18 protein-coding genes, 1 tRNA gene and 2 pseudogenes are annotated in these 25623 nt (G+C 66.7%); 12 read left to right on the top strand and 9 right to left on the bottom strand.

The window, feature by feature from the left end; translation table 11 throughout:
• Positions 1-55: 55 nt before the first annotated feature.
• The 4 genes from GR168_RS13895 (at position 56) to GR168_RS13885 (ending at position 4760) form a co-directional block, all read left to right on the top strand.
• On the top strand, positions 56-1198 hold the full coding sequence (locus GR168_RS13895) for an acyl-CoA dehydrogenase family protein (RefSeq protein WP_065632378.1): 1143 nt from the start codon (positions 56-58) through the stop codon (positions 1196-1198).
• Between the two features lie 237 nt (positions 1199-1435).
• A complete protein-coding gene (locus GR168_RS13890; RefSeq protein WP_137808535.1) occupies positions 1436-2380 on the top strand; it encodes a WcbI family polysaccharide biosynthesis putative acetyltransferase in 945 nt (314 codons plus the stop codon).
• Positions 2377-3387, top strand: a complete 1011-nt coding sequence (locus GR168_RS23750) for a hypothetical protein (protein ID WP_203235856.1) — start codon at positions 2377-2379, stop codon at positions 3385-3387. Before GR168_RS13890 ends, GR168_RS23750 begins: the two co-directional genes overlap by 4 nt.
• Complete coding sequence (locus GR168_RS13885; protein ID WP_203235855.1) at positions 3384-4760, top strand: glycosyltransferase; 1377 nt, start codon at positions 3384-3386, stop codon at positions 4758-4760. The genes GR168_RS23750 and GR168_RS13885 overlap by 4 nt, the downstream gene beginning before the upstream one ends.
• Before the next feature lie 43 nt (positions 4761-4803).
• On the opposite strand, the gene GR168_RS13880 is transcribed toward GR168_RS13885, so the two are convergent.
• Positions 4804-4880, bottom strand: a tRNA-Leu gene (locus GR168_RS13880).
• A gap of 111 nt (positions 4881-4991) precedes the next feature.
• Between GR168_RS13880 and GR168_RS13875 the strand changes: the two genes are divergently transcribed.
• Positions 4992-5615 carry a response regulator gene (locus GR168_RS13875; RefSeq protein ID WP_159371932.1) on the top strand — a complete coding sequence of 208 codons (624 nt, stop codon included), beginning with the start codon at positions 4992-4994 and terminating at the stop codon, positions 5613-5615.
• 193 nt (positions 5616-5808) lie between these two features.
• The gene (locus tag GR168_RS13870) at positions 5809-7173 is read left to right on the top strand and encodes an ABC transporter substrate-binding protein (RefSeq protein ID WP_159370979.1); all 1365 of its coding nucleotides are present in this window, start codon (positions 5809-5811) and stop codon (positions 7171-7173) included.
• A gap of 92 nt (positions 7174-7265) precedes the next feature.
• Here the strand turns inward: GR168_RS13870 and GR168_RS13865 are convergent, their stop codons facing one another.
• From GR168_RS13865 to GR168_RS13850, 4 genes are read right to left on the bottom strand one after another with little or no spacing between them, the layout of a single operon-like run.
• On the bottom strand, positions 7266-8078 hold the full coding sequence (locus tag GR168_RS13865) for an ABC transporter ATP-binding protein (protein WP_058251840.1): 813 nt from the start codon (positions 8076-8078) through the stop codon (positions 7266-7268).
• A complete protein-coding gene (locus GR168_RS13860) occupies positions 8075-9130 on the bottom strand; it encodes an ABC transporter ATP-binding protein (protein ID WP_137808537.1) in 1056 nt (351 codons plus the stop codon). The genes GR168_RS13865 and GR168_RS13860 overlap by 4 nt, the downstream gene beginning before the upstream one ends.
• On the bottom strand, positions 9123-10112 hold the full coding sequence (locus tag GR168_RS13855) for a branched-chain amino acid ABC transporter permease (RefSeq protein ID WP_137808538.1): 990 nt from the start codon (positions 10110-10112) through the stop codon (positions 9123-9125). The genes GR168_RS13860 and GR168_RS13855 overlap by 8 nt, the downstream gene beginning before the upstream one ends.
• Before the next feature lie 3 nt (positions 10113-10115).
• Positions 10116-11390 carry a branched-chain amino acid ABC transporter permease gene (locus GR168_RS13850; protein ID WP_238995093.1) on the bottom strand — a complete coding sequence of 425 codons (1275 nt, stop codon included), beginning with the start codon at positions 11388-11390 and terminating at the stop codon, positions 10116-10118.
• A 239-nt stretch (positions 11391-11629) separates the two neighbouring features.
• Here GR168_RS13850 and GR168_RS13845 point away from each other — a divergent pair, with 239 nt between their 5' ends.
• The 3 genes from GR168_RS13845 to GR168_RS13835 are packed head-to-tail and all read left to right on the top strand — an operon-like array spanning position 11630 to position 16128.
• Complete coding sequence (locus tag GR168_RS13845; protein WP_159370978.1) at positions 11630-12202, top strand: GNAT family N-acetyltransferase; 573 nt, start codon at positions 11630-11632, stop codon at positions 12200-12202.
• Between the two features lie 60 nt (positions 12203-12262).
• Positions 12263-15043: a DNA polymerase I gene (gene polA, locus GR168_RS13840; RefSeq protein ID WP_159370977.1), complete on the top strand. Its 2781-nt coding sequence runs from the start codon at positions 12263-12265 to the stop codon at positions 15041-15043.
• Positions 15043-16128 (top strand): isocitrate/isopropylmalate family dehydrogenase, encoded by a 1086-nt coding sequence (locus tag GR168_RS13835; protein ID WP_159370976.1) that lies wholly within the window; start codon positions 15043-15045, stop codon positions 16126-16128. Before polA ends, GR168_RS13835 begins: the two co-directional genes overlap by 1 nt.
• Positions 16129-16379: 251 nt before the next feature.
• Here the strand turns inward: GR168_RS13835 and GR168_RS13830 are convergent, their stop codons facing one another.
• On the bottom strand, positions 16380-17618 hold the full coding sequence (locus GR168_RS13830; protein WP_137808541.1) for an IS110 family transposase: 1239 nt from the start codon (positions 17616-17618) through the stop codon (positions 16380-16382).
• 421 nt (positions 17619-18039) lie between these two features.
• Positions 18040-19176: pseudogene (locus GR168_RS13825) on the bottom strand (IS256 family transposase); the annotation flags it as partial.
• On the opposite strand from GR168_RS13825, the pseudogene GR168_RS13820 reads away from it, so the two are divergent.
• Positions 19171-19584, top strand: a pseudogene (locus GR168_RS13820) (ABC transporter permease subunit); the annotation flags it as partial. The pseudogenes GR168_RS13825 and GR168_RS13820 overlap by 6 nt on opposite strands.
• The gene (locus GR168_RS13815; RefSeq protein ID WP_272498183.1) at positions 19581-20387 is read left to right on the top strand and encodes an amino acid ABC transporter ATP-binding protein; all 807 of its coding nucleotides are present in this window, start codon (positions 19581-19583) and stop codon (positions 20385-20387) included. The pseudogene GR168_RS13820 and the gene GR168_RS13815, both read left to right, overlap by 4 nt.
• Positions 20388-20393: 6 nt before the next feature.
• Here GR168_RS13815 and GR168_RS13810 read toward each other — a convergent pair whose 3' ends face one another.
• The gene (locus tag GR168_RS13810; RefSeq protein ID WP_068971358.1) at positions 20394-21257 is read right to left on the bottom strand and encodes a class I SAM-dependent methyltransferase; all 864 of its coding nucleotides are present in this window, start codon (positions 21255-21257) and stop codon (positions 20394-20396) included.
• 17 nt (positions 21258-21274) lie between these two features.
• Here GR168_RS13810 and GR168_RS13805 point away from each other — a divergent pair, with 17 nt between their 5' ends.
• The gene (locus GR168_RS13805) at positions 21275-24289 is read left to right on the top strand and encodes a BTAD domain-containing putative transcriptional regulator (RefSeq protein WP_238994901.1); all 3015 of its coding nucleotides are present in this window, start codon (positions 21275-21277) and stop codon (positions 24287-24289) included.
• Here the strand turns inward: GR168_RS13805 and GR168_RS13800 are convergent.
• A complete protein-coding gene (locus GR168_RS13800; RefSeq protein WP_065632389.1) occupies positions 24239-25336 on the bottom strand; it encodes a class I SAM-dependent methyltransferase in 1098 nt (365 codons plus the stop codon). The genes GR168_RS13805 and GR168_RS13800 overlap by 51 nt on opposite strands.
• Between the last annotated feature and the right edge of the window lie 287 nt (positions 25337-25623).

Here is a 25623-nt window from a genome sequence, read left to right as displayed (position 1 = left end):
TGGTGACTGTTACGGTCACCGTTGACACTGTCAATCGTGGATAGGTACGCACACCATGACCGAACGGTCCTCCTGGGAAGACGACGATCTCACCGCGCTGCGGGATCTCGCACGTAGCTTCTGTGAGAAGGAGATCCAGCCGAACACCGAGAAGTTCATCGAGCAGCACCATGTCGACCGCGACCTGTGGAACAAAGCCGGTGACCTCGGCCTGCTCTGCATGTCGATTCCCGAAGAGTACGGCGGCGGCGGTGGCACCTTTGCGCACGAGGCCGTGCTCATCGAGGAGCAGGCGCGCGTCGCCGACAGCTCGTGGGGCGTCAGCCTGCACAACGGCATCGTCGCGCACTACATCCTCGAGTACGGCTCGGAGGAGCAGAAGAAGACCTGGTTGCCCAAGATGGCCAGTGGCGAGGCGGTGGGCGCCATCGCGATGACCGAACCGGGTACCGGATCGGATCTGCAGAATGTGAAGACGAAGGCGATCAAGCAGGGCGACGAGTACGTCATCGACGGCTCCAAGACCTTCATCACCAACGGTGGTCAGGCCGACATCATCATCGTCGTCGCCAAGACCGACGTCTCCGAGGGAGCCAAGGGCATCTCGCTCATCCTGGTCGAGGCCGAGCGCGAAGGTTTCCGACGCGGCCGGGTACTCGACAAGATCGGCCAGCGAGGGCAGGACACCTCGGAGCTGTTCTTCGATGGTGTGCGCGTCCCCACCTCGAACCTCCTCGGCCCCGAAGAGGGCCAGGGCTTCGTCCAGCTGATGATGCAGCTCCCGCAGGAACGGCTGATCATCGCGCTGGCCTCGGTGGCCGGCATGGAGAAGGCCGTCTCCGAGACCATCGCCTACACCAAGGACCGCACGGCATTCGGCCGGCCGATCTTCAGCTTCCAGAACACGAAATTCAAACTCGCCGAGGCGGCGACCGAGGCACGGATCGCGCGCGTGTTCGTCGACGACTGCATCAACAAGCACATCAAGGGCGAGCTCGACATCCCGACCGTCGCCATGGCGAAGTGGTGGACCAGTGACCGGGCCATGGTGGTCGCCGACGAGTGCCTGCAGCTGTTCGGCGGGTACGGCTACATGAACGAGTACCCGATCGCGCGTCTGTGGGCCGACAACCGCGTCCAGAAGATCTACGCGGGCACCAACGAGATCATGAAGGAGATCATCGCCCGGACGTTGTGACGTCACCTCTTGTACGGCAGACGGCCCCGGTGATCTGATCACCGGGGCCGTCGCTCACCCGTCCGGTTTCCGGTTCGTTCCGAATGTCTGGGGACCGGGGCAGTGTGACCAAGCCGATGATTCGTCAGCGAGACGAACGGATATACCAGGAGCTGGGGTCGGCCGGTTGTCCGCGAGGGGAGTCGATACACACGATGACAGCACACCACCAGGTCGCTCGACCACAGCGAAGTGCGTATGACGTCGAGTGACACCGTGCTGGTGGACGGGCGGACCCGACACTACGGCGAGTTCTACGGCGTCACCGAGGCGCAGATGAACGATGACGAGCAGCTGCTCGTCGTCTGGGGAAACTGCCAGGCCGAAGCGCTGCGGATCGTGCTGTCCAGCTCCCCGGACCTTCCGTTCCGCACCATTCGAGTCCCACCGGTCCACGAACTCGAGTCCACCGACATCGCTCATGTCGAACGCCTCGTCCGCCGGGCCGCGGTCATCGTCTCTCAGCCGGTACGTGCCCGATACCGGGGGCTCCCGATCGGTGGACCCGACCTCGCGGAGATAGCACCGGCCGCGACCGTCGTGGTGTGGCCGGTCATCCGCTACAGCGGGTTGTTCCCGTTTCAGGTCATCGCCCGACATCCCGCGCAACCGTCCGCGGTACCCGCTGCTGTTCCCTACCACGATCTCCGGACCGTCCTGGCGGTCAGAGCCGGCCGGACCCGCTTCGACGAATGGGATGTCGAGGTCTCCGCCGACCGCTTCCGGGAGGCCGCACAGTGGAGTGTGGCCCAGCTCGAGGTCCGCGAGCGGCGGCACTGCGACGTCGGGATCTCCGACATCCTGCTCGACGTCGGGGCCGACGCCGCACATACGATCAACCATCCCGGCAACCGGGTACTACTGACCCTCGGCGGTCGGATTCTCGAGGCGCTCGGGGCGTCGGCGCCGGTCCCGCCGTCACGCGACCTGCTCGGCAACATCCGGGCGCCGCTGGAACGACGGGTGATCGACGCGCTCGGTATCCAGGCGACCCCGCGAGCGTCCTGGGACGTCGGCGGTGCGGTGCTGACCGAGGAAGAGGTGCACCGCAGTCAGATGCAGTGGTACGCAGAGCGTCCCGAGTTCATCGACGCCGTGCTGGACCGGTACGGCGATCTCATCGAGATCCTGGGAATGTCATGACGAGCCCAGTGGGGCACCTCCTCGTCGGCCCCCGCTCGCACGGTGTGGTTCGGTATGCCCAGTCTGTCTTCGACGCGGTGACGGCCGAGGGTGGCGATCATCGGCTGGTACACCTCCGCACGCGGTGTGCCGGCGTGTCCTCGATTCTGACCGAGTGCGCACACGTGCACATGCACGTGACCGACCGTCTGTTCGGACACACTCCGTTGCGAGCGCGGGACAACCTGCTCGCCATGATTGCGGGGCTCCGACGCCCGGTCTCGGTGACGTTTCACGATCTGCCGCAGCCCTCGGATGGACGGGCGATGCCGGCCCGCATCGAGTTCTTCCGAGCGGTGGCCCGGTCTTCGGCGGGCGTGATCGTGTCCAGCCGACACGAGGCGTCGCTCTTCGCCAAGTATGTGGACGCGTCGATCGAGGTGGAGGTCGTGCCGCTGATGTTCGATGCCGTCCGTGCCCACAAGCCCTCGGACTCAGACGAATTGACCGTCGGTGTGCTCGGCTACCTGTATCCGGGGAAGGGTCACATCGAGACGCTCAGAGCGATGGCCGGTCTCGATCCGTCGGTCGGCTTCGTGGCGCTCGGAACTCCGTCGCCCGGCCACGACGATCTCGCCGACGACCTCGCGAAGCTCGCCGCGGACACGGGGAGGCGATGCACGATCACCGGCTACCTGACCGACGACGAACTCCGCCGGGCGTCGGCGGACGTCACGGTTCCGGTCGCATACCACCGGCACATGTCGGCATCCGGCTCCATCAATTCCTGGATCTCGGCCGGACGTCGTCCACTGGTTCCGCGGACCGCCTACACCGAGGAACTCGCCGCTCGGTCGCCGGGCGTGCTCACGATGCACGACAACAACGACGCGGCGCTTCGGGCCGCCATCGAGAGTGCGTTCGCGGATCCGGAATCCACGTGGATCGATGCGGCGGTGTCGCCGTCGCCGACCGCCGCCGACGTCGGTCGAAGCCACGAGATGTTGCTGCGGCGGTGGAGTGCGTGACGGTCGTCGGACTCGACGATGGCCGGACCATCGTGCCCGACAATCGCTGGGACCTGGTCGGAAATCTTTCGTCGAGACCATTGGTGAGCGTCGTGATCCCGTATTACGAGCAGACACATCAACTCTCATTGGTCCTCGAGGCGTTGACGGCGCAGACCTACCCGCCGGATCGACTGGAGGTGGTGGTCGCCGACGACGGATCGAGAGTTCCCCCGGATGTGAGCGCGTGGACCTCCCGGTTGACCATCACCGTGGTCAGGCAGGAGGACAGGGGATTTCGGGCCGCCGCCGCCCGCAACCTGGGAGTCGCGGCGTCGAACGGCTCGGTTCTGTGTTTCCTCGACGCGGATACGGTTCCGACCGCCGGCTACATCTCGCACATGGTCCGACTGGCCGCCGCGGCGCCCGACGTACTCGTGGTCGGCCGACGCAAGCACGGGGACCTGAGTCAGGTCGAGCCCCGCTCGGTGGTCGAATGGCTGTCCGCCCAGCGGCATCTCGAGGTCGCGCACGACCATGAACCCGAGTGGCTGGTCAACGCCTATGACCGCACAGCCAACCTCCTGCTCCCGGGCTGGGACGGCTACAAGTACATGATCAGCGCGGTGATGAGCTGTAGCCGGGAGCTGTTCGACGATGTAGGAGGATTCGACCCGTCCTTCGTCGGGTACGGGGGAGAGGACTGGGAATTCGCGAACCGGGCTTTCATGATGGGTGCGGTGTTCGTTCACGAACCCGACGCCGTCGCCTGGCACGACGGACCCGACTGGGCCGAGCGTGCGGTGCCCGAACGGATCTCGGAGAAGAACGCCGAAGCGCTCGCTCTCGCGCCCCTCATCACCGATCCGGCGGCCCGGACCGCCGGGCTGCTGTATCCGATCCCGGACATCGTCGTGCTGGTGTCGACGGACGGCCACACCGCGGCTTCGCTGCTGCACACCGTCGGCAGCGCCCTGCGCGGGTCCGATGCCGCCGCCTGGCTTGTCGGGGACGACGCCGAAACGCTGGTTGCTCAGCTCGGAGTCCGTGATTCGCGAATCCGGATCGGTGGCCCGGACGCGTCGACGCTGTCGCGGTGCAGGTTCGTCGTCGAGGTTGCCGGGCCCGTGGTCTTCTCCGCTGATTCGCTCGCGCTCCTCGCGACGCGCGTCGCACCGGGGGAGGGTGGCCAGGTGACGGTGGACTTCGGCGGGTTGCGGCCGGCGTCGGTCACGCTCACGGCGTCGCGTGCACGACACCGTGTCCGACGCTGGGCGGAGCACACCGACCTGGGTGCCGATGAGCTCCTGAGGCGTCTGTTCGGGGTCCGGACAGTGCGTTGCGACGATGTCGGGATCGGCGTCGGCGGCTGCGAACCGGCGTTGGCCTGGTGAGTGTGCCGAGCCGCCGCAAAGCGGGCGGTGATCAGGTCGTTTCTGGTGCCCCCGGTCAGACTCGAACTGACACTGGACGGGTTTTGAATCCGTTGCCTCTGCCAATTGGGCTACGGGGGCCAGTGCGCGGGTTGCCCGCGCCGGGAACCAACTCTAGATGATCGGCCGAGCGGCCTGCCAACCGGTACTCTGCGTGCACACAGACGTGGCGTCAGCGACGCGGAGGAGGGGATGGTGACGGTGACCGACAGTGCGACGACCGCAGCCGGTGAGACCACGACAACACACCGCGTGCTGGTGGCCGAGGACGATTCGCTGATCCGGATGGATCTGATCGAGATGCTGCGTGAAGAGGGCTACGACGTCGTCGGCGAGGCGCCGAACGGGCAGGTCGCCGTGGAGTTGACCGAGTCGCTGGCCCCCGACCTCGTGATCATGGACATCAAGATGCCGGTGCGCGACGGTATCGATGCCGCGACCGAGATCGCCGCGAAGCGCCTCGCCCCGGTCGTCATGCTGACCGCATTCAGCCAGCGCGACTTCATCGACAAGGCACGCGACGCCGGCGCCATGGCCTATCTCGTCAAGCCGTTCACGAAGGCCGATCTGGTGCCGGCCATCGAGGTGGCTGTGAGTCGCTACCAGGAGCTCAAACAGCTCGAGCGCGAGGTCGCGACCATGAACGAGCGGCTGGAGACTCGCAAGCTCGTGGAGCGGGCCAAGGGCCTGCTCATGGAGAAGCAGGCTCTGTCCGAACCGGATGCCTTCAAATGGATACAGCGTGCGGCCATGGACCGCCGGACCACCATGAAAGCCGTTGCGCAGGTTGTCGTCGAGACGCTCGGCAGCGACTGACCCAGAACCCCTGGACGGTGCAATGCCTGTGCGCGCAAACCAGTTTCACTGTCTTTACGCAGCCGCAACAAGATCGCGCTAGCTTTCTCCTGCGAGGCGCGGTTCGCCGTACGGCGATGCGCCGCCTTCGTGACAAACGCCGACCGCACCGGCCGACTGCCGAGCGCGCAGGCCAGACGCAAGGAGAGCATCGATGTCCGTACGCTTTTTGAGGAGCGGAGCAGTGGTCGTGACCGCGGCGGCGACGCTGGTGGTCGCGGGCTGTAGCAATTCAGATTCGGGTTCCGACGGCGGTTCCGAGGCGTCGTCGAGCGCCGCCGTCGAGTCCACGCCCGCACCTCCGGGCCTCGGCCTCGCACAGAAGCTGGCGTGCAACCCGCCCAAGGCCGTCCCCGGCCCGGCGAGCACGGCCGCACTCAAGGTCGGCACCCTGCTTCCGGCGACCGGTTCGCTGGCCTTCCTCGGACCGCCCATGGAGGCGGGCGTGGAGCTCGCGATCAAGGACATCAATGCCGCCGGCGGGGTCCTCGACCAACCCGTCGAGCTCGTCACCGGTGACTCCGGAGACACCACGACAGACACGGCCAATGCCACCGTCGACCGCGAACTCAGCGCCGGAACGCAGGTGATCATCGGTGCCGCGTCGTCCTCGGTGTCGTTGAAGGTGATCGACAAGGTCGCCAACGCGGGTGCGGTCATGTTCTCGCCCGCCAACACCTCCGACGAATTCACCTGCTATGAGGACAAGGGGCAGTACTTCCGCACCGCACCGGCGGATACCCTCCAGGCGCAGGCGCTCTCGCAGACGATGGCCGAAGACGGCGTGCAGCGCGTGTCGATCCTCGCACTCAACGACCCGTACGGAACCGGACTGGCCGACAACACCGTTCGCGATCTCGAGGCCGCGGGTGTTCCGGCCGACCAGATCCAGAAGATCATCTACGACCCGAACGCCCAGTCGTTCAACGCCGAGGTCGATCAGGTGAAGAACTTCAACCCGGACGGCATCGCGGTCATCGGTTTCGAGGAAAGCGCCAAGATCATCACCCGTATGCACGAGGTGGGCATCGGCCCGAGCGACGGAAAGCTCGTCTACGGTGTCGACGGCAACATGGGCAACGCCCTCGGTGAGGCCGTCGGTCCGGGCCTGCTCGCCGGTATGAAGGGCACCACGCCACTCACCCAGACCAGCGGTGACTTCCAGGCGGCCCTGAAGGAGGTCGACGGCGACCTCATCGACTTCAACTACTCGGGTGAGAGTTACGACGCCACGGTGCTGAGTGCACTCGCCGCCACCGCGGCCAAGTCGACCGACGGCCGCGCGATCGCGGCCAACATCATCGGGGTGACCAACGGCGAGGAGAACTGCGACTCCTACCAGGCCTGCCTGGACCTGCTGAACGGTGGCAAGACGGTCGCCTACGTCGGCAAGACCGGCAACCTGGCGTTCAACGCAGCCGGTGAGCCGAGTGTCGGCTCGTACGGTGTGTTGGAGTTCGACGACGCCAACAAGCTGCTCACCCCGACGCGCAAGTACGTCTCGGTCGCGGCGCAGTAAGACCCGCACACGACGAGACCCCCGGCTTCGGCCGGGGGTCTCGTCGTCGGTGCGGTCGGCGGGGGAAGTGCCGTCGTGACGGCCTCATGACCTCAGTTCTTCTCGGAGCTGCCCGCGAGCGTGCCGAGGTAGAGCTCGATGATCTTGGGGTCGGTGGCCAGGTTGCGGCCGGTGTCGGTGTAGGCGTTGCGGCCCTGGTCGAGGACATACCCGCGGTCGCAGATCTGCAGGCACCGCCGGGCGTTCTGCTCGACCATGATGATCGAGACGCCGGTGGCGTTGATCGCCTTGCAGCGGATGAACACCTCGTCCTGGAACATCGGGGACAGACCGGCCGACGGCTCGTCGAGTAGCAGTACCGCCGGGTCCATCATCAGCGCACGGCCCATCGCGACCATCTGCCGTTCGCCGCCGGACAGCGCACCCGCCTTGATCTTTCGCCGTTCCGAGAGCAGCGGGAAGAGTTCGGACACGAAGTCGAACCGCTTGGCGAAGGTCTTGGGCCGCAGATAGACGCCCATCTCGAGATTCTCCTCGATCGTCAACGCGGGGAACACATTCTGTGTCTGCGGGACGTAACCGACACCCTTGTCGACGAGAACGTGGGCCTTGGCCGAGGTGATGTCGTCGCCACGGAGGGTCACCGAACCCTTGCGCACCGGGATCAGTCCGAACAGGGTCTTCAACAGCGTCGACTTCCCGGCACCGTTGGGACCGATGATCCCGACGATCTCCCCGTCACCGAGGTAGAAGTTGCATTCCTCGAGGATGTTGATGCCGGGCAGGTAGCCGGCGGTGATGTCGTCGGCCCGCATCAGGGCGTTGCCGGCCAGCTTGCGGTGCTCCTCGGCGGTGGCCGCGAGTTGCGCGGGCGTCAGCTGTCCGGGACCGGGGTCGGTGCTCATCGTCCGTCCTTCTTCGTGTCCGGGGTCGTGGGGGGCAGTTCGGTGACCTCCGAGAGATCCCCGCCGTCCTCCAGCGTCGCCTCGATGGCCGCCTCGACCTTCTCCGCGAGTACGGCGGTGGCGCCCACCGGCCGACCCTGGTCGTCGAACTCGAGGGCCTGGTCGTGATGCCCGCCGAGGTACGCGTCGACGACGGCGTCGTTGTCGCCCAACCGATCCGGGAGCGACTCGGCGATGATCTGACCCTGGGCCATCACGACGACCCAGTCGCTGATGTCGCGGATGACGTCCATGTCGTGTTCGACGAAGACGACCGTGACCCCTTCGTCCCGCAACGACTTGATGTGTTCGAGCAGACTCTGGGTGAGGGCCGGGTTGACGCCGGCCATGGGCTCGTCGAGCATCACGATCTCGGGGTCGGTCATCAGCGCGCGCGCCATCTCCAGCAGCTTGCGCTGCCCGCCCGACAGGGAGCCGGCGAAGTCGTCGGCCTTGGCGTCGAGCTTGAAGCGCCGGAGCAACTCGTGTGCGCGTTCGGTGACCTCGGCCTCCTGTCTGCGCCACACCCAGGGTGCGAGTGCGGCGAGGAAATGCTCACCCCGCTGCCCGGTCGCGCCGAGCCGGACATTGTCCAGCACAGTCAGTTTCGCGAGCGCCTTGGTGAGCTGGAAGGTACGCACCATGCCGCGGCGTGCCACCTGATGCGGAACCATCCGGCCCAGGGAGTCGCCGTTGAGCGACCACGTGCCGGAGTCGGGCTTGTCGAAGCCGGTGATCAGGTTGAAGAAGGTGGTCTTGCCCGCGCCGTTGGGGCCGATCAGGCCGGTGATGGCGCCGCGCTGCACCTCGAGATGATCGACCTGCACCGCCTTGATGCCGCCGAAAGTACGGGAGATGTTGTCCACCATGATGATCGGATCGGGTTTGGGCGAACCCGACTCGGCGGCAACGCCGGCGAACAGCTGGGCACGCTCCGCGGCCGACAACGCGGTGAGGTCCCGGCGCGTCGCCCGGATGGCCGCAGTACCCGTGTAGGTGGGGTCGTCAGGCATCGAGCTGCACCTCCCTCTTGTTCCCGAGCAGGCCCTGAGGTCTGAACACCATCATCAGGATGATCGCCAGACCGAGCAGAACGTAGCGGAATGCGCCGACCTGCTGCGCGGACAGATTCAACAGCGGGTCGTCGCCGGACGTGGCCTGCCGCAGCAGTGCGTCGGGGACCGCGAGGAGGAACCAGAACAGCATGGCACCGAGCACCGGACCGAACACCGTCGCCGCCCCGCCGAGGATCAGCGCGCCGTAGGCGAAGAAGGTCTGTGCGGTCGAATAGAAGTCGGGATTGATCGACTGCGTCGCAAAGGCATTGAAGACACCCGCGAGGCCGCCGATGCAACCGCCGAGTACCAGGGCCTGCATCTTGTAGAAGTAGGCGTTCTTACCCAGCGAGCGGGCGGCGTCCTCGTCTTCGCGCACCGCCTTGAGGACGCGGCCCCACGGACTGCGGACGAGCAGGTACACCATCACACACAGCAAGCCGACGACGATCCAGCCGACCACCATCGACCACAGGTCGCCGCCGAGGAACTTGACCCCGAGGAACGAGTACTGCTTGCCGTTGTCGAACGGGCTGATGGTGAAGAAGCTGCCCGCGTATCCGTAGATGCCGTTGGTGGACCGGGTGAATTCGTCGGTCGACGTCGAACGGAAGACCAGGCGCAGGATCTCCGATGCGGCGATGGTGACGATCGCCAGATAGTCCGCGCGCAGACGCAGGGTCGGCAGGCCGAGCACCACGGCCAGCATCCCGGCCGCGGCGATGCCGATGATGGCGCCGAGCCACAACGGCTGGTCGTAGTTCACCGCCATGATGCCGACGCCGTATCCGCCGAGCAGTGCGAAGGCGATCTGGCCGAAGTTGAGCAGGCCGGCGTAGCCGAAGTGCAGGTTCAGGCCGATGGCCAGCAGGGCGTAGAAGATCGCCGACGGGCCGATCAGCTGGGCGATCGCTATCTGGAGCGCTGAGATGATGTCCATGGGTCAGCCGATCCTCGCTCGAGATCCGAGAATGCCCTGGGGCCGGATGGTCAGGATGATGATCAGGATCAGCAGCCCGCCGATGTATTTCAGGTCCGGACTGAGGATGTAGGTCGACAACTGGACCAGCAGACCGACGATGACACACCCGAGCAGTGCGCCGTAGGCCGTGCCGAGGCCGCCGAGTGTGATGCCGGCGAACATCAGCAGGAGCAGTTTGAAGCCCATCTCCCACTGCACCCGGCCGCCGAGCTCGGAGAGCGCGAACATCACGCCGCCGAGCGTCGCCAGACCGCCGGCCAGGGCCCACACGAACAAGATGACCCGGTCGACGTCGATACCCGACGACTCGGCGAGGTCCTTGTTGTCGGCGACCGCTCGCATGGCCTTGCCGATCCTGGTGCGCTGCAACAGCAGTGCGACGCCGAGCAGGACCACGATGCTGATGATGATGCAGGCCAGGTTGACCGGTGTGATCGCGAAGGGGCCCGAGCCGATCTGGGTCTGCGCCTGATAGTCGTCGAACGGTTCGGCGCGATCGGAGAAGAAGATCAGGATCAGGTAGCGAAGCACCAGCGACAGGCCGATCGACACGACGAGCATGGCGATCAGCCCGGTTCGTCGTCTTCGCAACGGTCTCCACAGACCGAGCTCGTTGAGGATGCCGATACCGATACCGACGATCACCGCCAGGATCGTCGCCGGGATCAGCTGGACGCCGAGCTTGACGTTGATCACCCATGCGGTCACCGCGCCGAGTGTCACCAACTCGCCGTGCGCGAAGTTCGTCAGCCCGGTCGTGCCGAAGATGAGGCTGAGACCGACGCCGGTGATCGCGATGATCAGGCCGAACCGTATGCCGTCGATGGCCAGCCGTGTCAGCTCGGAGACCGCCGACACCTCGGTGCCGGTGCGGACGTCGCCGAAGGAGAAGATGACCGGTCGCGCGGTGCCACCGCTGACGTCGACGGGCAGCTCCGCCTTCTGGACCTCGACGCCGTCGGGGAGTGAGTCGGTGTTGATGACGATCGTGTACTGGCCGGGTGGCACGTTGATGGACCACGCACCCGTGGCCGACGAGGTCGCGGTGCCGACAACGGTTCCGGATGCGTCCTTGGCCTCGAGTTCGACGCCGGCGACCTTGTCCGTACCGTTGCGCAGCACGCCGAAGACGCGGACCGAGTCGCCGGGCGCGGCCGCGGCCGGGGAGGCGCCGAACAGCCCGAACAGCATCGACGCGGCGAGAAACACCAGCATCGCGATCGCCGACCGGCGCATCGGTGGAAGGTGGCCAGGCGGATGGCTCTCGCGATCGGGACGGTCGTCGAGAGCGCATCGTGGCGGCGTCTGCGGCGCGGTGCCGGCGCGTTGCGATGTCACCCTGCGGGACATTAGCGCCAGCGTCGTCACCACGTGGCGACAACGACGTTTCCCGGAGGTAACTTCTCCTCGACGCTGCCCAGTCGGGAAGTCGCGATGTGCTGTCGGAGACCCGATCCGGGTCGTACGCTGGTCCGATGGTCCCGGTCAGCGTGTCCACCACCACAGACGTCGAACTCGCCGCTTCGTTGCTGGCACAGGCCTTCGCCGACGACCCGGTGACGGTCTGGATGCAGCCCGACACGGCGCGGCATCTCATCATGTTCCGCACCCTGCTCAAGTACAGCCACGGCCCGAATTCGACGCTCGATCTCGCGATGCGTGACGGGCAACCGGTCGGTGCCGCCGCCTGGGATCCCCCGGGCCACAAGGTCTCGGCCCTGTCGCAGATGGTGTCGATGGTCGGCTTCTTCCGGGCGATGGGCTCGCGGATGAGCCGCGGGATGAAGCTCGAGGAGGAGTTCGGCAAACGACGTCCCAAGGAGCCGCACTGGTACCTCGGTCAGATCGGGGCGCCGGTGCACGGGATAGGAGTGGGCACCTCCCTGCTGGGGCACCGACTCGAGCAGATCGACGGGCCCGCCTATCTCGAGTGCTCGAACGTCCGCAACGTGCCCCTCTACGAGCGATTCGGGTTCGGCGTGACCGAGGAGTTCGAACTGCCGCTCGACGGCCCCAAGGTGTGGTCCATGTACCGGCCCCTCCCGTGAGAGGCCGAGTGTGAGGAGTCCGGCAGGCTGTGTCAGGGGCGGTCACTAGACTCGGCGATTGTGAGTCCAGCGCAGAGTTCCCCGGCAACGACCCCAGCCAAGGCCACCGGATCGACGGGCAAGGCGGCACCCGGAGCCAAGGGCAAGACCAAGCAGCCGGTGTTGATGCTGCTCGACGGGCACTCCCTGGCGTACCGGGCGTTCTTCGCGCTCCCGGCGGAGAACTTCAAAACCCATTCGGGCCAGACGACCAACGCCGTCTACGGCTTCACCTCGATGCTGATCAACCTGCTGCGCGACGAGGAGCCCACGCACATCGCCGCGGCCTTCGACGTCTCACGCAAGACGTTCCGGTCGGAGATGTATCCCGAGTACAAGGCGCAGCGGTCCAAATCCCCGGACGAGTTCAACGGCCAGGTCGATCTCACCAAAGAGGTTCTGGACGCGCTGGGTGTCTCGGTGCTGGCCATCGAGGGTTACGAGGCCGACGACATCATCGCGACCCTGGCGACGCGGGCCCGGGAGGACGGATACAAGGTCCTGATCGTCACCGGCGACCGCGACTCGCTGCAGCTCGTCGACGCCTCCACCACGGTGCTCTATCCGCGCAAAGGTGTCTCGGACCTCACGCGGTTCACGCCAGAGGAGGTCGAGAAGAAGTACGGTCTCACCCCCACCCAGTACCCCGATTACGCCGCGCTGCGCGGCGACCCCAGCGACAACCTGCCGGGTATCCCCGGAGTCGGGGAGAAGACCGCCTCGAAGTGGATCCGCGAGTACGGGTCGCTCGCGGCCCTCGTCGATCACGTCGACGAGGTCAAGGGCAAGGTCGGCGACGCATTACGCGCTCATCTGGCGTCGGTACAGACCAACCGACAGCTCACCGAACTCGTCCGGGACATGCAGCTGCCGACGTCCCCCGACGACCTGGCCATGGTCGGGTGGGACCGGGACCGTATCCACCAGCTGTTCGACGACCTGGAATTCCGGGTGTTGCGGGACCGTCTCTTCTCGACGTTGAGTTCGGTCGAACCCGAGGCGGAAGCAGGTTTCGATCTCGACGGCGCGGTCCTGGGTGCCGGTGAGGTCGCCGGATGGCTGACCGAGCATGCGCGCACCGGTCGCGTCGGTCTCGCCGTCACCGCCCCGCATGTCGTGGTCGGGGCGGACCCGACCGGGGTGGCGATCGCGGCCGCCGATGGGACCTCCGCCTATGTCGATGTGACCGCGCTGAATCCCGAAGACGAGGCGGCACTGGGGGATTGGTTCGCCGACCCGTCCGCGCCGAAGGCGGTTCACGAGGCGAAGTGGGCCGTACACGCGCTGCGCTCACGCGGCTGGAAGCTCGACGGTGTCACCAGCGACACCTCGCTCGCGGCCTACCTGGTCCGACCGGGACAACGGACGTTCAACCTCGACGACCTCGCGCTGCGCTACCTGCGTCGTGAACTGCGCGCCGACGGCGGCCCGGGCGACGGCCAGATGTCGTTGCTCGACGACGATTCGGACGGGCGGGTGGCCGAACAGCACATGCTCGAGGCGCGGGCGGTCCAGGAACTCGCCGACACGCTCGACACGGAACTGGACCGGATCGACTCCAAACCGCTGCTCACCGAGATGGAACTGCCGCTGTCGTTCGTGCTCGCCGATGCCGAGGCCGCGGGCATCGCCGTCGACGTCGACCATTTCGGTGCCCTCGAGCGGATGTTCGCCGACCGGATCCGCGCCGCGGCCGAGGCGGCCTACGAGGTCATCGGAGAACAGATCAACCTCGGTTCGCCGAAGCAGTTGCAGACCATTCTCTTCGACAAGCTGGACATGCCGAAGACGAAGAAGACCAAGACCGGCTACACCACCGACGCCGACGCGTTGCAGTCGTTGTACGAGAAGACCGAGCATCCCTTTCTCGCACACCTCCTCGAGCACCGCGACGCGACGCGGCTGAAGGTCACTGTCGACGGGCTGCTGAAGTCGGTCGCGGACGACGGACGTATTCACACGACGTTCAATCAGACGATCGCCGCGACGGGACGCCTCTCGTCCACCGAACCGAATCTGCAGAACATCCCGGTGCGTACCGAGGCGGGCCGCGAGATCAGGCGGGGCTTCATCGTCGGCGCCGACACCGCGACCGGTGTGCCCTACGACTGCCTCATGACCGCCGACTACAGCCAGATCGAGATGCGGATCATGGCACACCTGTCGGAGGACGCCGGCCTCATCGAGGCCTTCAACACCGGGGAAGACCTCCACAACTTCGTCGGGTCACGGGCCTTCGGGGTGCCGATCGACGAGGTCACCACCGAGATGCGTCACCGGGTGAAGGCCATGTCGTACGGACTCGCGTACGGGCTCAGCGCATTCGGGCTCGCCGCCCAGCTCAAGATCAGCCGCGACGAGGCCAAGGAGCAGATGGAGGCGTACTTCGCGCGGTTCGGCGGGGCGCGCGATTATCTGCACGACGTGGTTGCCGAGGCCCGTCGAAACGAGTACACCGCAACACTGTTCGGTCGCCGGCGGTATCTGCCCGATCTGAACAGCGACAACTGGCAGCGCCGGCAGTCCGCCGAACGGATGGCGCTCAACGCTCCCATCCAGGGCACCGCCGCCGACATCATCAAGGTCGCGATGATCAACGTCCACAAGCGCCTCGCAGCTGAAGGGCTCACGTCGCGAACACTTCTCCAGGTCCACGACGAACTCGTGATCGAGGTCGCCTCGGGTGAGCGGGAGGCCGTCGAAGCCGTTGTCCGGGAGGAGATGGGCAATGCCATCACCTTGTCCGTCCCGCTGGAGGTGTCGGTCGGGTTCGGACGCTCCTGGGACGACGCAGCTCACTGATGGGTGACCGGGACAGAGAGTTCGGAGTCCTCGTCGGGGACGGGATCGGACCCGAGATCGTGCCGGCGGCGCTGACGGTCGCCGAGGCTGCCGCTCGTGCGGAGTCGATCGAGATCAGTTGGCAGCACCTACCTTTCGGGATGTCTGCGATCACCTCGCACGGCGATCCGGTGCCCGCGGAGACGCTGACGGCCCTCGACGAGCTCGGCTTCTGGATCGTCGGTCCCCACGACTCGGCGGCGTACCCGCCGGGTCATGGGGACCGCACGCCGGGAGCGGTCCTGCGAACCCGGTACGACCTGTTCGCGAATCTCCGTCCCGCCCGGGCATTTCCGGGTGTTCCGGCGCTCCGGTCGGACATGGATGTCCTGATCGTGCGGGAGAATTCCGAGGGCTTCTACGCCGATCGCAACATGGCGGTCGGCAGCGGCGAGTTCATGCCGACACCCGACGTCGCACTGGCGGTCGGGCTCGTCACACGCGCGGCGTCGGAGCGAATCGCGCGAGTCGCATGCGCCGCCGCGATCGAGCGTGCGGGTTCCGACCGGCAGCCGCGGTTGACCATCGTGCACAAGGCGAACGTCCTGCGCATGACCACCGGCCTGTTCCGGGATGCGTGCCGCGACATCGCCGCCGGGTTCCCCGAGATCGAGGTGTCCGAGCAACACGTCGATGCCATGGCGGCGCTGCTGGTTCGGCGTCCCGCGGACTTCGACGTCCTCGTCACCGAGAACCTCTTCGGCGACGTGCTGTCCGACCTCGCCGGCGAGCTTGCCGGTTCGCTGGGCATCGCCGGTTCGGTCAACAGCTCGGAGTCCCGCGTGATGGCGCAGGCGTCGCACGGTGCCGCACCCGACATCGCCGGGCGCGGCATCGCGAACCCGGTCGCGATGATCGCCTCGGTGGCCATGGGTTTCCAGAGGTACGGGCAGATGACCGACGACGCGGCCCTCGTCGCGGCCGGTGCCCGGATCGACTCGGCGGTTGCCGAGACGCTCGCGCACACCGCGACCCGCGACCTGGGCGGCGAAGCGACGACCGCCGAGTTCGCCGACAAGGTGGTCCGGCGGATCGTCGAGCGGTGAGCTCTGCGAGCGCGTGGGCCCAGTGCTCTTTGAGGTCGAGGAATGTAGGCACCTCGTTGCTCCCGGAGGTGCGAGGAGCGCAAGTGACGACCCCCGTTGCTCCCTGAGGTGCGAGGAGCGCAAGTGACGACCCCCGTTGCTCCCTGAGGTGCGAGGAGCGCAAGTGACGCCCCCGTTGCTCCCTGAGGTGCGAGGAGCGCAAGCGACGCCCCCGTTGCTCCCTAATCCGAAGAGTTAGGTGAGGTGGCTGCTCAGGCCGCTCCGTGGGGTGTGATGGTGACGTCGTATCCGAGTTTGTGTAGGTCGTAAATGGCGCGGTTCTTGGTGCGTTCGGGGTGGCGTTGCTGGTGGTAGTCGGGGCCGGGTTCGTCGTAGACGACGTTGTCGGTGAGCATGATCCAGACCACGGTGAGCAGGGTGTGCTCGAGGGCGACGATCGCTTTGGGTTTGCCGCGAGAGCGGACCAGGCGCCGGTACTTGGCGTTGAGGAACGTGCCTTTGTGGCTGGCGATCGATAACGCTGTAGCACCGAGAGCACCTTTGAGGTGACGGTTACCGGGGCGGGTTTTGACGTTTTTGACCCGTCCGGCGGATTGGTGCTGGCCGGGGCAGACTCCCGCCCACGAGGCCAAATGGCCTGGTGTGGGGAACTGGGCCATCTGGCCGCCGGTCTCGGCGATGATCACATCGGCGGTGGTGGTGGAGATACCCGGGATCGTGCAGATCAGGTCGCGTTTGGCTTGAAACGGCGCCATCACCTTCTCGATGCGCTCGGTCAACGCGTCGATCCGGGTGGTGTGTTCGGTGATGAAATCCAGATGCAACTCGACCAGGAACGCGTGGTGGTCGGTGAAGCGGCCCTGCAACGCCTGGGTCAACGCGGGGATTTTGCGGCGGAGTTGTTTCACCGACAACTCCGCCAACACGGCGGGATCGCGTTCACCCTTGACCAGCGCCTGCAACATGAATCGTGACGAGACCCCGTTGATATCGGAGACCACCACCGACAGTTTGATGCCGGCGTCTTCGAGGACTTTCTCCAACCGTTGAATCTCGCGGCCGCGTTCGCGGGTGATCGCGGTGCGGGTGCGGGTCAGATCGCGTAACCGTCGGATCGGTTCGGGCGGCACGAACGAGGCACGCAACAGCCCGTGGGCGGCCAGCTGCGCCAGCCACGCCGCATCCGACACATCGGTTTTGCGGCCCGGGAGGTTCTTGGCGTCGTGGGCGTTGACCAGCATCACCTCGAACGGGGCGTCTTCGAGGAGGTAGTAGAACGGTTTCCAGTAGTCGCCGGTGGCTTCCATGACCACACACGTCACCTGCTCGGCGATCAGATAGTCCCGCAGCCGCAGAATGTCGCCGCTCATCGACGACCAGGTCGTGGTATCTTGCACGGTCTTTCGGCCCGGACTAGCCAGGCGGACACAGACTTTCACATCCTTTTTGGAGACATCCATCCCGGCGCATCGGGGATGCAGCACTTCCATCTCGGTTTCCTTTCGAGTCCTCGGAAGTGGGCTGCGGACGGGGCAAACAAATGCAGGAGTCTAATCCGCGTGCTCGTAGCAACAATCCACGATTCCCGTGGCAGGCCCCGCGCCTCACACTGAGGTACTGGCTCTTCGGCACAAGGGAGGAATTCAAGGTCACCGCATCCCACCCCTCCACTATCAACCCCCCACGCGCCGGTGACCAGCACGAACTCTTCGACCCCCACGACGGCCGCCAGGCCGCAGATACTGAGGTGCGAGGAGCGCAAGCGACGAGCCACGAAGGGTCCCGCAACCCGTCTCACCAGGACCCTTCGTGACGCAGCCTCCGCAAGCTCCGGCCGCTCCTCAGGGAGCAGGTGGTGACGCAGCCTCCGCAAGGGGAGTATCAGATTAACGGTGTAAGTGGCGTTTTCGGTTAGTTGTCTTCGCTGGCCGGCATGCGGTCGGCGAAGGTGATGGCGAATGCGTTGAGTGCTGGTTTCCACCGCATTGTCCATCGTTTCTGTCCGGTGCCGGTCGGGTCGAGCGACCGGGTCACCAGGTACAGGCACTTTAGCGCCGATTGCTCGTTCGGGAAATGCCCACGAGCCCGCACTGCGCGCCGGTAGCGGGCGTTGAGTGACTCGATCGCATTCGTCGAGCAGATCACCTTACGGACCTCGATGTCGTAGTCGAGGAACGGTATGAATTCTTGCCATGCGTTGCGCCACAACCGGATAGCTGCCGGGTACCGGTGCCCCCACTCGGCGTCGAACGCATCCAGCGCCTCGGCCGCGGCTGCAGCGGTGGGGGCGGTGTAGATCGGTTTGATCGCCTTGGCGATAGCATCGCGGTGCTGGCGGCCGGCATAGCGGAATGTGCCCCGGATCAGATGGATGACACACGTCTGCACCACCGTGTCGGGAAAGACCGCCCCGACCGATTGCGGCAGGCCTTTTAGCCCGTCGCAGACGAGGAAGAAGATGTCGGCTACACCCCGGTTCTTCAGCTCGGTAAGCACCGCCAGCCAGTACTTTGCCGACTCACCATCGCCTTCACCTGCCCACATCCCGAGCACGTCACGATGCCCGGCCAGATCCACCCCGATCGCGGCGTAGATCGGCCGGGGCCCTACCTGCCCATCGCGGATTTTGACATGGATGGCGTCGATGAACACCGCGGCGTAGACGCGTTCGAGCGGACGGGCATGCCAGGTGGCCATCTCTTCGAGCACCCGGTCGGTGATCCGGCTGATCGTGTCTTTGGAGACCGCAGCACCGTAGATGTCGGCGAAATGGGCGCTGATTTCACCGGTGGTGAGCCCTCGGGCATACAGCGACAGCACCACCTCATCCACATCAGTCAAGCGGCGTTGGCGCTTCTTCACGATCTGCGGATCGAAGGTGCCTGCCCGGTCCCGGGGGACATCGATCTCGACCTGCCCACACGCATCGGTCAGCACGGTCTTCGATCGAGACCCGTTGCGCGAGTTGCCACTCCCGCGACCACGTTGGTCGTGCTTGTCGTACCCGAGATGCTCTGACATCTCTTCATCGAGCGCCGTTTCGGTGAGGGGCAGACCGAGGCGTCGGTGGCACTGGGTATGTCGTGGGCGCAGACCATGCGACGAACGGTGCTGCCCCAGGCCATGCGGGTGATCATCCCGCCCACCGGCAACGAGCTGATCAGCATGCTCAAGACCACGAGCCTGGTGGCGGCGGTGCCGCTCACCCTCGACCTCTACGGACGACAGCGGGACATCTCGGGCGTGATCTTCGAGCCGATCCCGCTGCTTCTCGTCGCGTCCACGTGGTACCTCGTCATCACCAGTGTCCTGATGGTGGGCCAGTACTACGTGGAGCGCTACTACGCGAAGGGCGCGACCCGGCAGCTCACGGCGCGGCAACTCAAGACGATGGCCGACGGCGCGGCCACGGCGCCCGGCGGCGCCGCCGGGCCGGCAGGGGGAGAGAAGGCATGAGTCCCGCAGAAGACACGGCCGCACCGGCCGCCGGCGGATCGCCGCCGCCGATGGTGGTGGCCGACCGGGTCTGCAAGAGCTTCGGTTCGGTCCAGGTCCTCAAGGGGATCTCGCTGGAGGTGGCGCGCGGCGAGGTGCTGTGTCTCATCGGTCCGTCGGGATCGGGGAAGTCCACGTTTCTCCGCTGTGTGAACCACCTCGAAGTCGTCAACGCCGGCCGGCTCTACGTCGACGGTGATCTGATCGGCTACCGGGAACGCAACGGCAAGCTCCACGAGATGAGTGCCAAGGACGCGGCGACCCAGCGACGCGACATCGGCATGGTGTTCCAGCATTTCAATCTGTTCCCGCACCGCACGGCCCTCGAGAACGTGATCGAGGCGCCGATGCAGGTGAAGCGTCAGTCGCGTTCGGAGGCGGTCGACAAAGCCCGCTACCTGCTGGACCGGGTCGGCCTGTCCGACCGGGCCGACGCCTATCCGGCCCAGCTGTCGGGTGGCCAGCAGCAGCGTGTCGCCATCGCGCGTGCGCTCGCGATGGACCCCAAACTCATGTTGTTCGACGAACCCACCTCGGCGCTCGACCCCGAACTCGTCGGCGATGTACTGAAGGTGATGCGTGAGCTGGCTGCGTCGGGCATGACCATGCTGGTCGTCACGCACGAGATGGGTTTTGCCCGGGAGGTCGCCGACCAGCTCGTGTTCATGGACGGCGGCGTCGTCGTGGAGAAGGGGAACCCTCGTCAGGTCCTCGCCGATCCGAGAGAACAGCGCACCCGGGAGTTCTTGTCGAAGCTGCTGTGAGCGCCGCTAGTCGGGCTTGTGGCTGCAGAAGATGGCTGTTCCCGGGAAGTAGCTGCCGCGCAACGGGCTCCATTGCCCCCAGGTGCGGTCGAAACCGTCCGGCCACTCGGGTTCGATGATGTCGTCGAGAACGAACCCGGCGGCCCGGAGTTCGCGAACACGGTCACCGATGGTGCGGTGGTGCTCGACGTAGGTCAACGTTCCGTCGGCATCGGTCTCGGTGTACGGCGTGCGGTTGAAATAGGGGATCCGTACGGTCAGGCCCTCCGGCCCGGGATCGTCGAGGAACATCCAGCGCATCGGGTGGTTGACGGCGAAAACCCAACGCCCCCCGGGTTTCAGGACCCGTGCGACCTCGCTCATCACGCCGGCCGAGTCGGCGACGAACGGTACAGCGCCGAAGGCCGAACACGCGGCGTCGAACGACGCGGACGCGAAGGGCAGGGTCTCGGCGGTCGCCTGGACGAGCGGGACACGCACGCCTTCCGCCGCCATCGCGTCGAGTCCGATGCCCAGCATCCGCCGCGACAGGTCGACGCCGACTGCGCGCGCGCCGTGCGCGGCCAGCCATCGGGCGCAGGGCGCCGAACCGCAGCCGATCTCGAGGATGTCCTGGTCCTCGATGTCCCCCAGGAGCCGAACATCGGCCTCGCGTAGACCCTCCGGACACCACACGAAATCTCCGCCCGCGGCATGGGCACCGAGGAAGTCGCCGTGCTCGACGTGATAGTTCTCCGCGTCGTGATCCCACCACCACCGGCTGGCACGGTCACTGGTCGCGGAGTCGACCTCGCCGAGGATCCTCGGGGGACGGCTCGACCCCGGGCCGTTCGATGTGGTTTGTTCGGATTCCGCCTGGTTGGGGGACATCCTGCGATGATAAGGCCATGGTCTGTCTCACTCTGCTGGGTCCGGTGGACACACCGGATGACGCGGGTGTGTCCCGACCGCAGTTCGGCACCCCTCGCCTCCGCTGTCTGCTCGCCGCCCTGGCATTGCGCGCGAATGCGGTGGCCGATGTGGACTGGCTGACCGACATCCTGTGGGCCGACGCGCCGCCGGCCACCCCGGAGTCGGCCCTGCACAACCTCGTCTTCCGACTACGAACCACCTTGCGGCGACGTCAGGTCGACGGCCGTCTGCGAGTCGTCACGACCGCGCCCGGGTACACGCTCCTCGTCGATCGGACCGATGTCGACGCACTGCTCTTCGACGACACCGTGGCACGGGCCGTCGCCGTCGTGGATGTGGAGCCCCAGCTGGCTGTCGATCTGCTCGACCAGGCCGAGAGTCTGTGGCATGGAACGCCATACGGCGAGTTCGCCGACTGTGCCTGGGCGCAGCCGGAGGTCGGGGCGCTCCTCGAACGGCGTGTCCTGGCCGCGGAGACAGCTGCCGATGCCCTGGTCACCCTCGGCCGTCCGGAAGACGCCTATGTCCGGTTGCTGCCCTTCGCCGATGATCATCCCTATCGCGAGGGGCTCCACCTCAGGGTCATGGCGGCGTTGTGGCGGACGGATCGCGCGGCCGAGGCGCTCGATGCCTACCAACGGTTGCATCGACGCCTCGCGGAGGACCTCGGCACGGACCCGGCCCCGTCGGTCCGCGAACTGCATGCCCGCATCCTCGACGGGGCCCCGCCGCCGCGCCGCGTCCGCGGGGATCGGCGGCCGGCCGGAACAGGCGCGGTACCACATACCGAAATCGGCGCGGCGAGCCATGATTCGGGCCAGCTGATAGGCCGGGATGCCGACCTGACGGGCCTGACGGCAACCGTGCGGGGACGCGGGGTCTTCACGGTCCTCGGCCCCGGTGGTGTCGGCAAGACGGCGCTTGTCCGGCACCATGTCCGGTCGGCGAGTGACCGTCCCGTCTGGTTCGCCGAACTGGCAGCGGTCGCGAGCCGCGACGCGGTGGTGCACCTGGTGGCTTCGGCGACGGGCCTGTCGATGCGTCGCGATGTCGCGGCCCTGGACGCACTCACCGGCGCGCTGACCGGTCGACGCGGACTGCTCGTGCTCGACAATTGTGAGCACGTCCTCGAGGCAGCGGTCGAACTCGTTGTCGCGCTGCAGGATCGGTGCCCAGATGTCACGGTGCTCGCGACCTCGCGGGTGCCGCTGGGAATTGCCGCCGAACAGATCATCTCCCTTGATCCACTTCCGGTGCCGGACGTGGATGCGGCGCCCGCCGCCATCGAGTCGTCGGATGCCGTCCGGCTGTTCTGTGTCCGTGCCCGGGCACGCGATCCACGCTTCGAGCTGAACGAAGCAACGGCGCCGGCGATCGCGGAGATCTGCCGACGGCTCGACGGCCTGCCGCTCGGCGTCGAGCTCGCGGCGACGAAGGCGCGCGCGATACCGCCGGCAGTGCTCGTCGACCGACTGCACTGGCGTTTCCGGGTCCTGCGCGGTCCGCGCGGGATCGCGCCCCGGCACCGGAGCCTGCACGCACTCGTCGACTGGTCCTATGGACTGCTGAGCGACTCGGCGCGTGGTCTGTTCGACGTCCTCAGCATCTTCCCCTCCCGGTTCGGACTCGACGATGCGGAGTTCCTGGCCGCGGCGACGGGAGTGCTGGACCGCGAAGACGTGGCCGATGCGATGGCCGAACTGGTCGACGCGTGCATGGTGTCGGTCGATCCGGGGGGCTACCTCCTCTTGGAGACGTTGCGTGCCTTCGGTATCGATGCACTGGCGAGTCGGGACGCCCTCGACGGTGCGCGGTGTGCGCACACCGCGTGGGTCGCGGATTGGCTCGGTCCGTTGGGGTGCGAGGTCTACGGTCGCGGACACCTCGACGCCGCGCGCCTGATCGATGAACGGCTCGATGACGTGCGGCAGGCGATCGACCATGCGAGTGTTCACGATCCCGCTCTCGCCGACACGATCCTGCAGGGGTCGATCCCCTTCCTCGAACTGACCATGAGTCCGGAGGTCACCGCATGGGCGCGGATGCTCATCGACCGTCACGACGACTCGTCGCTCGGGTCCGCGGTGTGGGCGGTGTCGGCCGGCGGTGCCCGCTTCGATGGCGACCTGCCGACCGCGCGGCGGTGCACGCGCCGGGGCCTCGACGCCGGCCCAGACCCGTCGGTCCGCGTCTACCTCCACATGATGCTCGTGGACATCGGCCTGTTTCAGGGGGATCTCGACACTGCGCTCGACGACGCGCGGACGTTCCGCGAACTCGCACTGGCGGCCGGGATGCCGGGGGCGGCGCACATGGCCGACATCAGTGCACTGCTCATCCGCGCCTACCGCGGCGAGGACGCGTACCCGGCTGCGCGGTCCCTCGAGATCGCCTGTGCCACAGCGGGTGAAGACGTTGTCGCGGCCTGGTGTCGCTACGTGTCCGGCGAGTGTCTGCTCGACGCCGATCCCGGGCGGGCGCGGCAACTCCTCGAGGGTGCCATCGAGTCCGCGCGCCGGCACGGTGACCGGTATCTGCTCGGGGTGGCGATGGCGTCGCGGGCGTCGATCGAGGCCCGTTCCGGCGCAACCGACGCCGCCGCCCGGTCGTACGTGGAGGTGCTCGAGCATTTTCGGCAAGCGGGAAACTGGACGAATCAGTGGGTGACCCTGCGCTCGGTGATCGACGTCCTGGTCGATCTCGGGCGGTGCGAACAGGCCGCTCTGATCCTCGGTGCCACCCGGCGAGCACACGAGGTGGCCGGGTCCGATCCGTTCGGGAACGACGTCGGGCGACTTGGTTCCGTCGAGAATCGAATCCGAGCCGCGCTGGGCGAGGCGGTGACGGACGATCTCGTCGCGACCGGTGCCGCCACGGCTCCGTCCGATGTCGTCGACGTCGCCGTCACCTCGTTGCGGGCCGGGCGCGCACCGGCGGGGTCAGGTCGTCAGCTCGTAGAAGCGGAAGAAGCTGAAGTCCTCGATGGGTAGGACCGTCACGCCCGCGTAACCCGCGTCGTGCGCGTACCGACGCAGCGTCGACGGTCGGAACACCGTGCCGGTGGCCGCGGACGGTGGTGAACTCATCGAGTCCGGCAGACACACCAGCAACGAGAACCCGTACATGATCTTGTCGAGATCGTCTGCGGGACCGTCGAACTCGTCGGATACGGCTTCGTCCATGACGATCAGCGAAGCTCCGGGCGCCAGTGCGCGCCGGACCGCGGCGAGGACCTCGACCGGCCGCGGCATGTCGTGTAGGCACTCGAACGCGAAGGCGGCGTCGAACGGGCCGTGCGCCGCGGCCTCGTCGCCGTCGGCGACGAGGAACGTCACGCGGTCGGTGACACCCGCCGCCTCGGCATGCGCACGGGCCATCCGTACCGACGCCTCGTCGACGTCGAGCCCGATGAAGGTGGCCTCCGGGTAGGCCCGCGCGAGTGCGATGGTCGAGTGGCCCGCTCCGAACCCGACGTCGGCGATCCGCGCCCCGGGCCGGGACAACCGCTCGTGCAGGGCTTCGACACCCGCCAGCGCGGGCGCGAGGCGTGCGTCGAACCAGGGCCGGTTGAGATCGGCCTGGCACTCTCGCGCGTCGGCGCCCAGGGTTTCCCAGCTCACGCCCCCACCGTTCCGGTAGGCATCGAGCAACTCCGGCAGATGGCGTGCCGACGCTGCGAACATGCGGGGGAGGGCGCCGAGGTACGACAGGCTGGTGGTGTCGGTGAGTACCTCGGCGACGCCCGGCGAGATCGCGAAGGTGTGCGGCCGGGTGGTCAGGTCCGCGTCGAGAATGCCGAAGGCGCTCTGCATCTCCAGCCATTCCCGGGCATAGCGTGCGTTGGTGTCGGTTCGTTCGGCCAACCCGTCGGCGGTGAGGGGTCCCGATTCGGCCAGGCATCGGTACCACCCGAGGCGCTCGCCGAGGTACACGCTCATGGTCTCGGCGGTGGCGAGCGTCGAACCGAAGAGTCGTTCGGCGAACTCGTCGGCGCTCGGTGCTGGTCGGTCGGTGGAGGATCTCAGTGTTTCGGTCATGCCCAGATCATCGGGCCGTGGGCTCTCAAGTCACTCTCATCGTGATCTCGGAGTTCTTCACCCGGTGCCGGTGGGACGCGCTCGTCGCCGTGGCGACGACGTGGGTCACAACCTTCGACGACCCCGGGTCCGAAGACCCTGCTTGGGTAACCTGAGCGCCGTGGGCGACCAGACTTGCCGATGCGGTCACGACCGATCGGCTCACGAGCACTACCGGACGGGTACGGATTGCGCGCTCTGCGGCGAGCGGTCCTGCCCGCGGTTCCGTCCGGACTCCCGGCTTCGTC

Origin of the sequence: Gordonia sp. JH63, from assembly GCF_009856645.1 — a bacterium.
In the GTDB taxonomy this organism is placed as follows: domain Bacteria; phylum Actinomycetota; class Actinomycetes; order Mycobacteriales; family Mycobacteriaceae; genus Gordonia; species Gordonia hongkongensis.
Note: the sequence above shows the minus strand (reverse complement) of the source record. Positions and strands in the feature narration are given on the sequence as shown.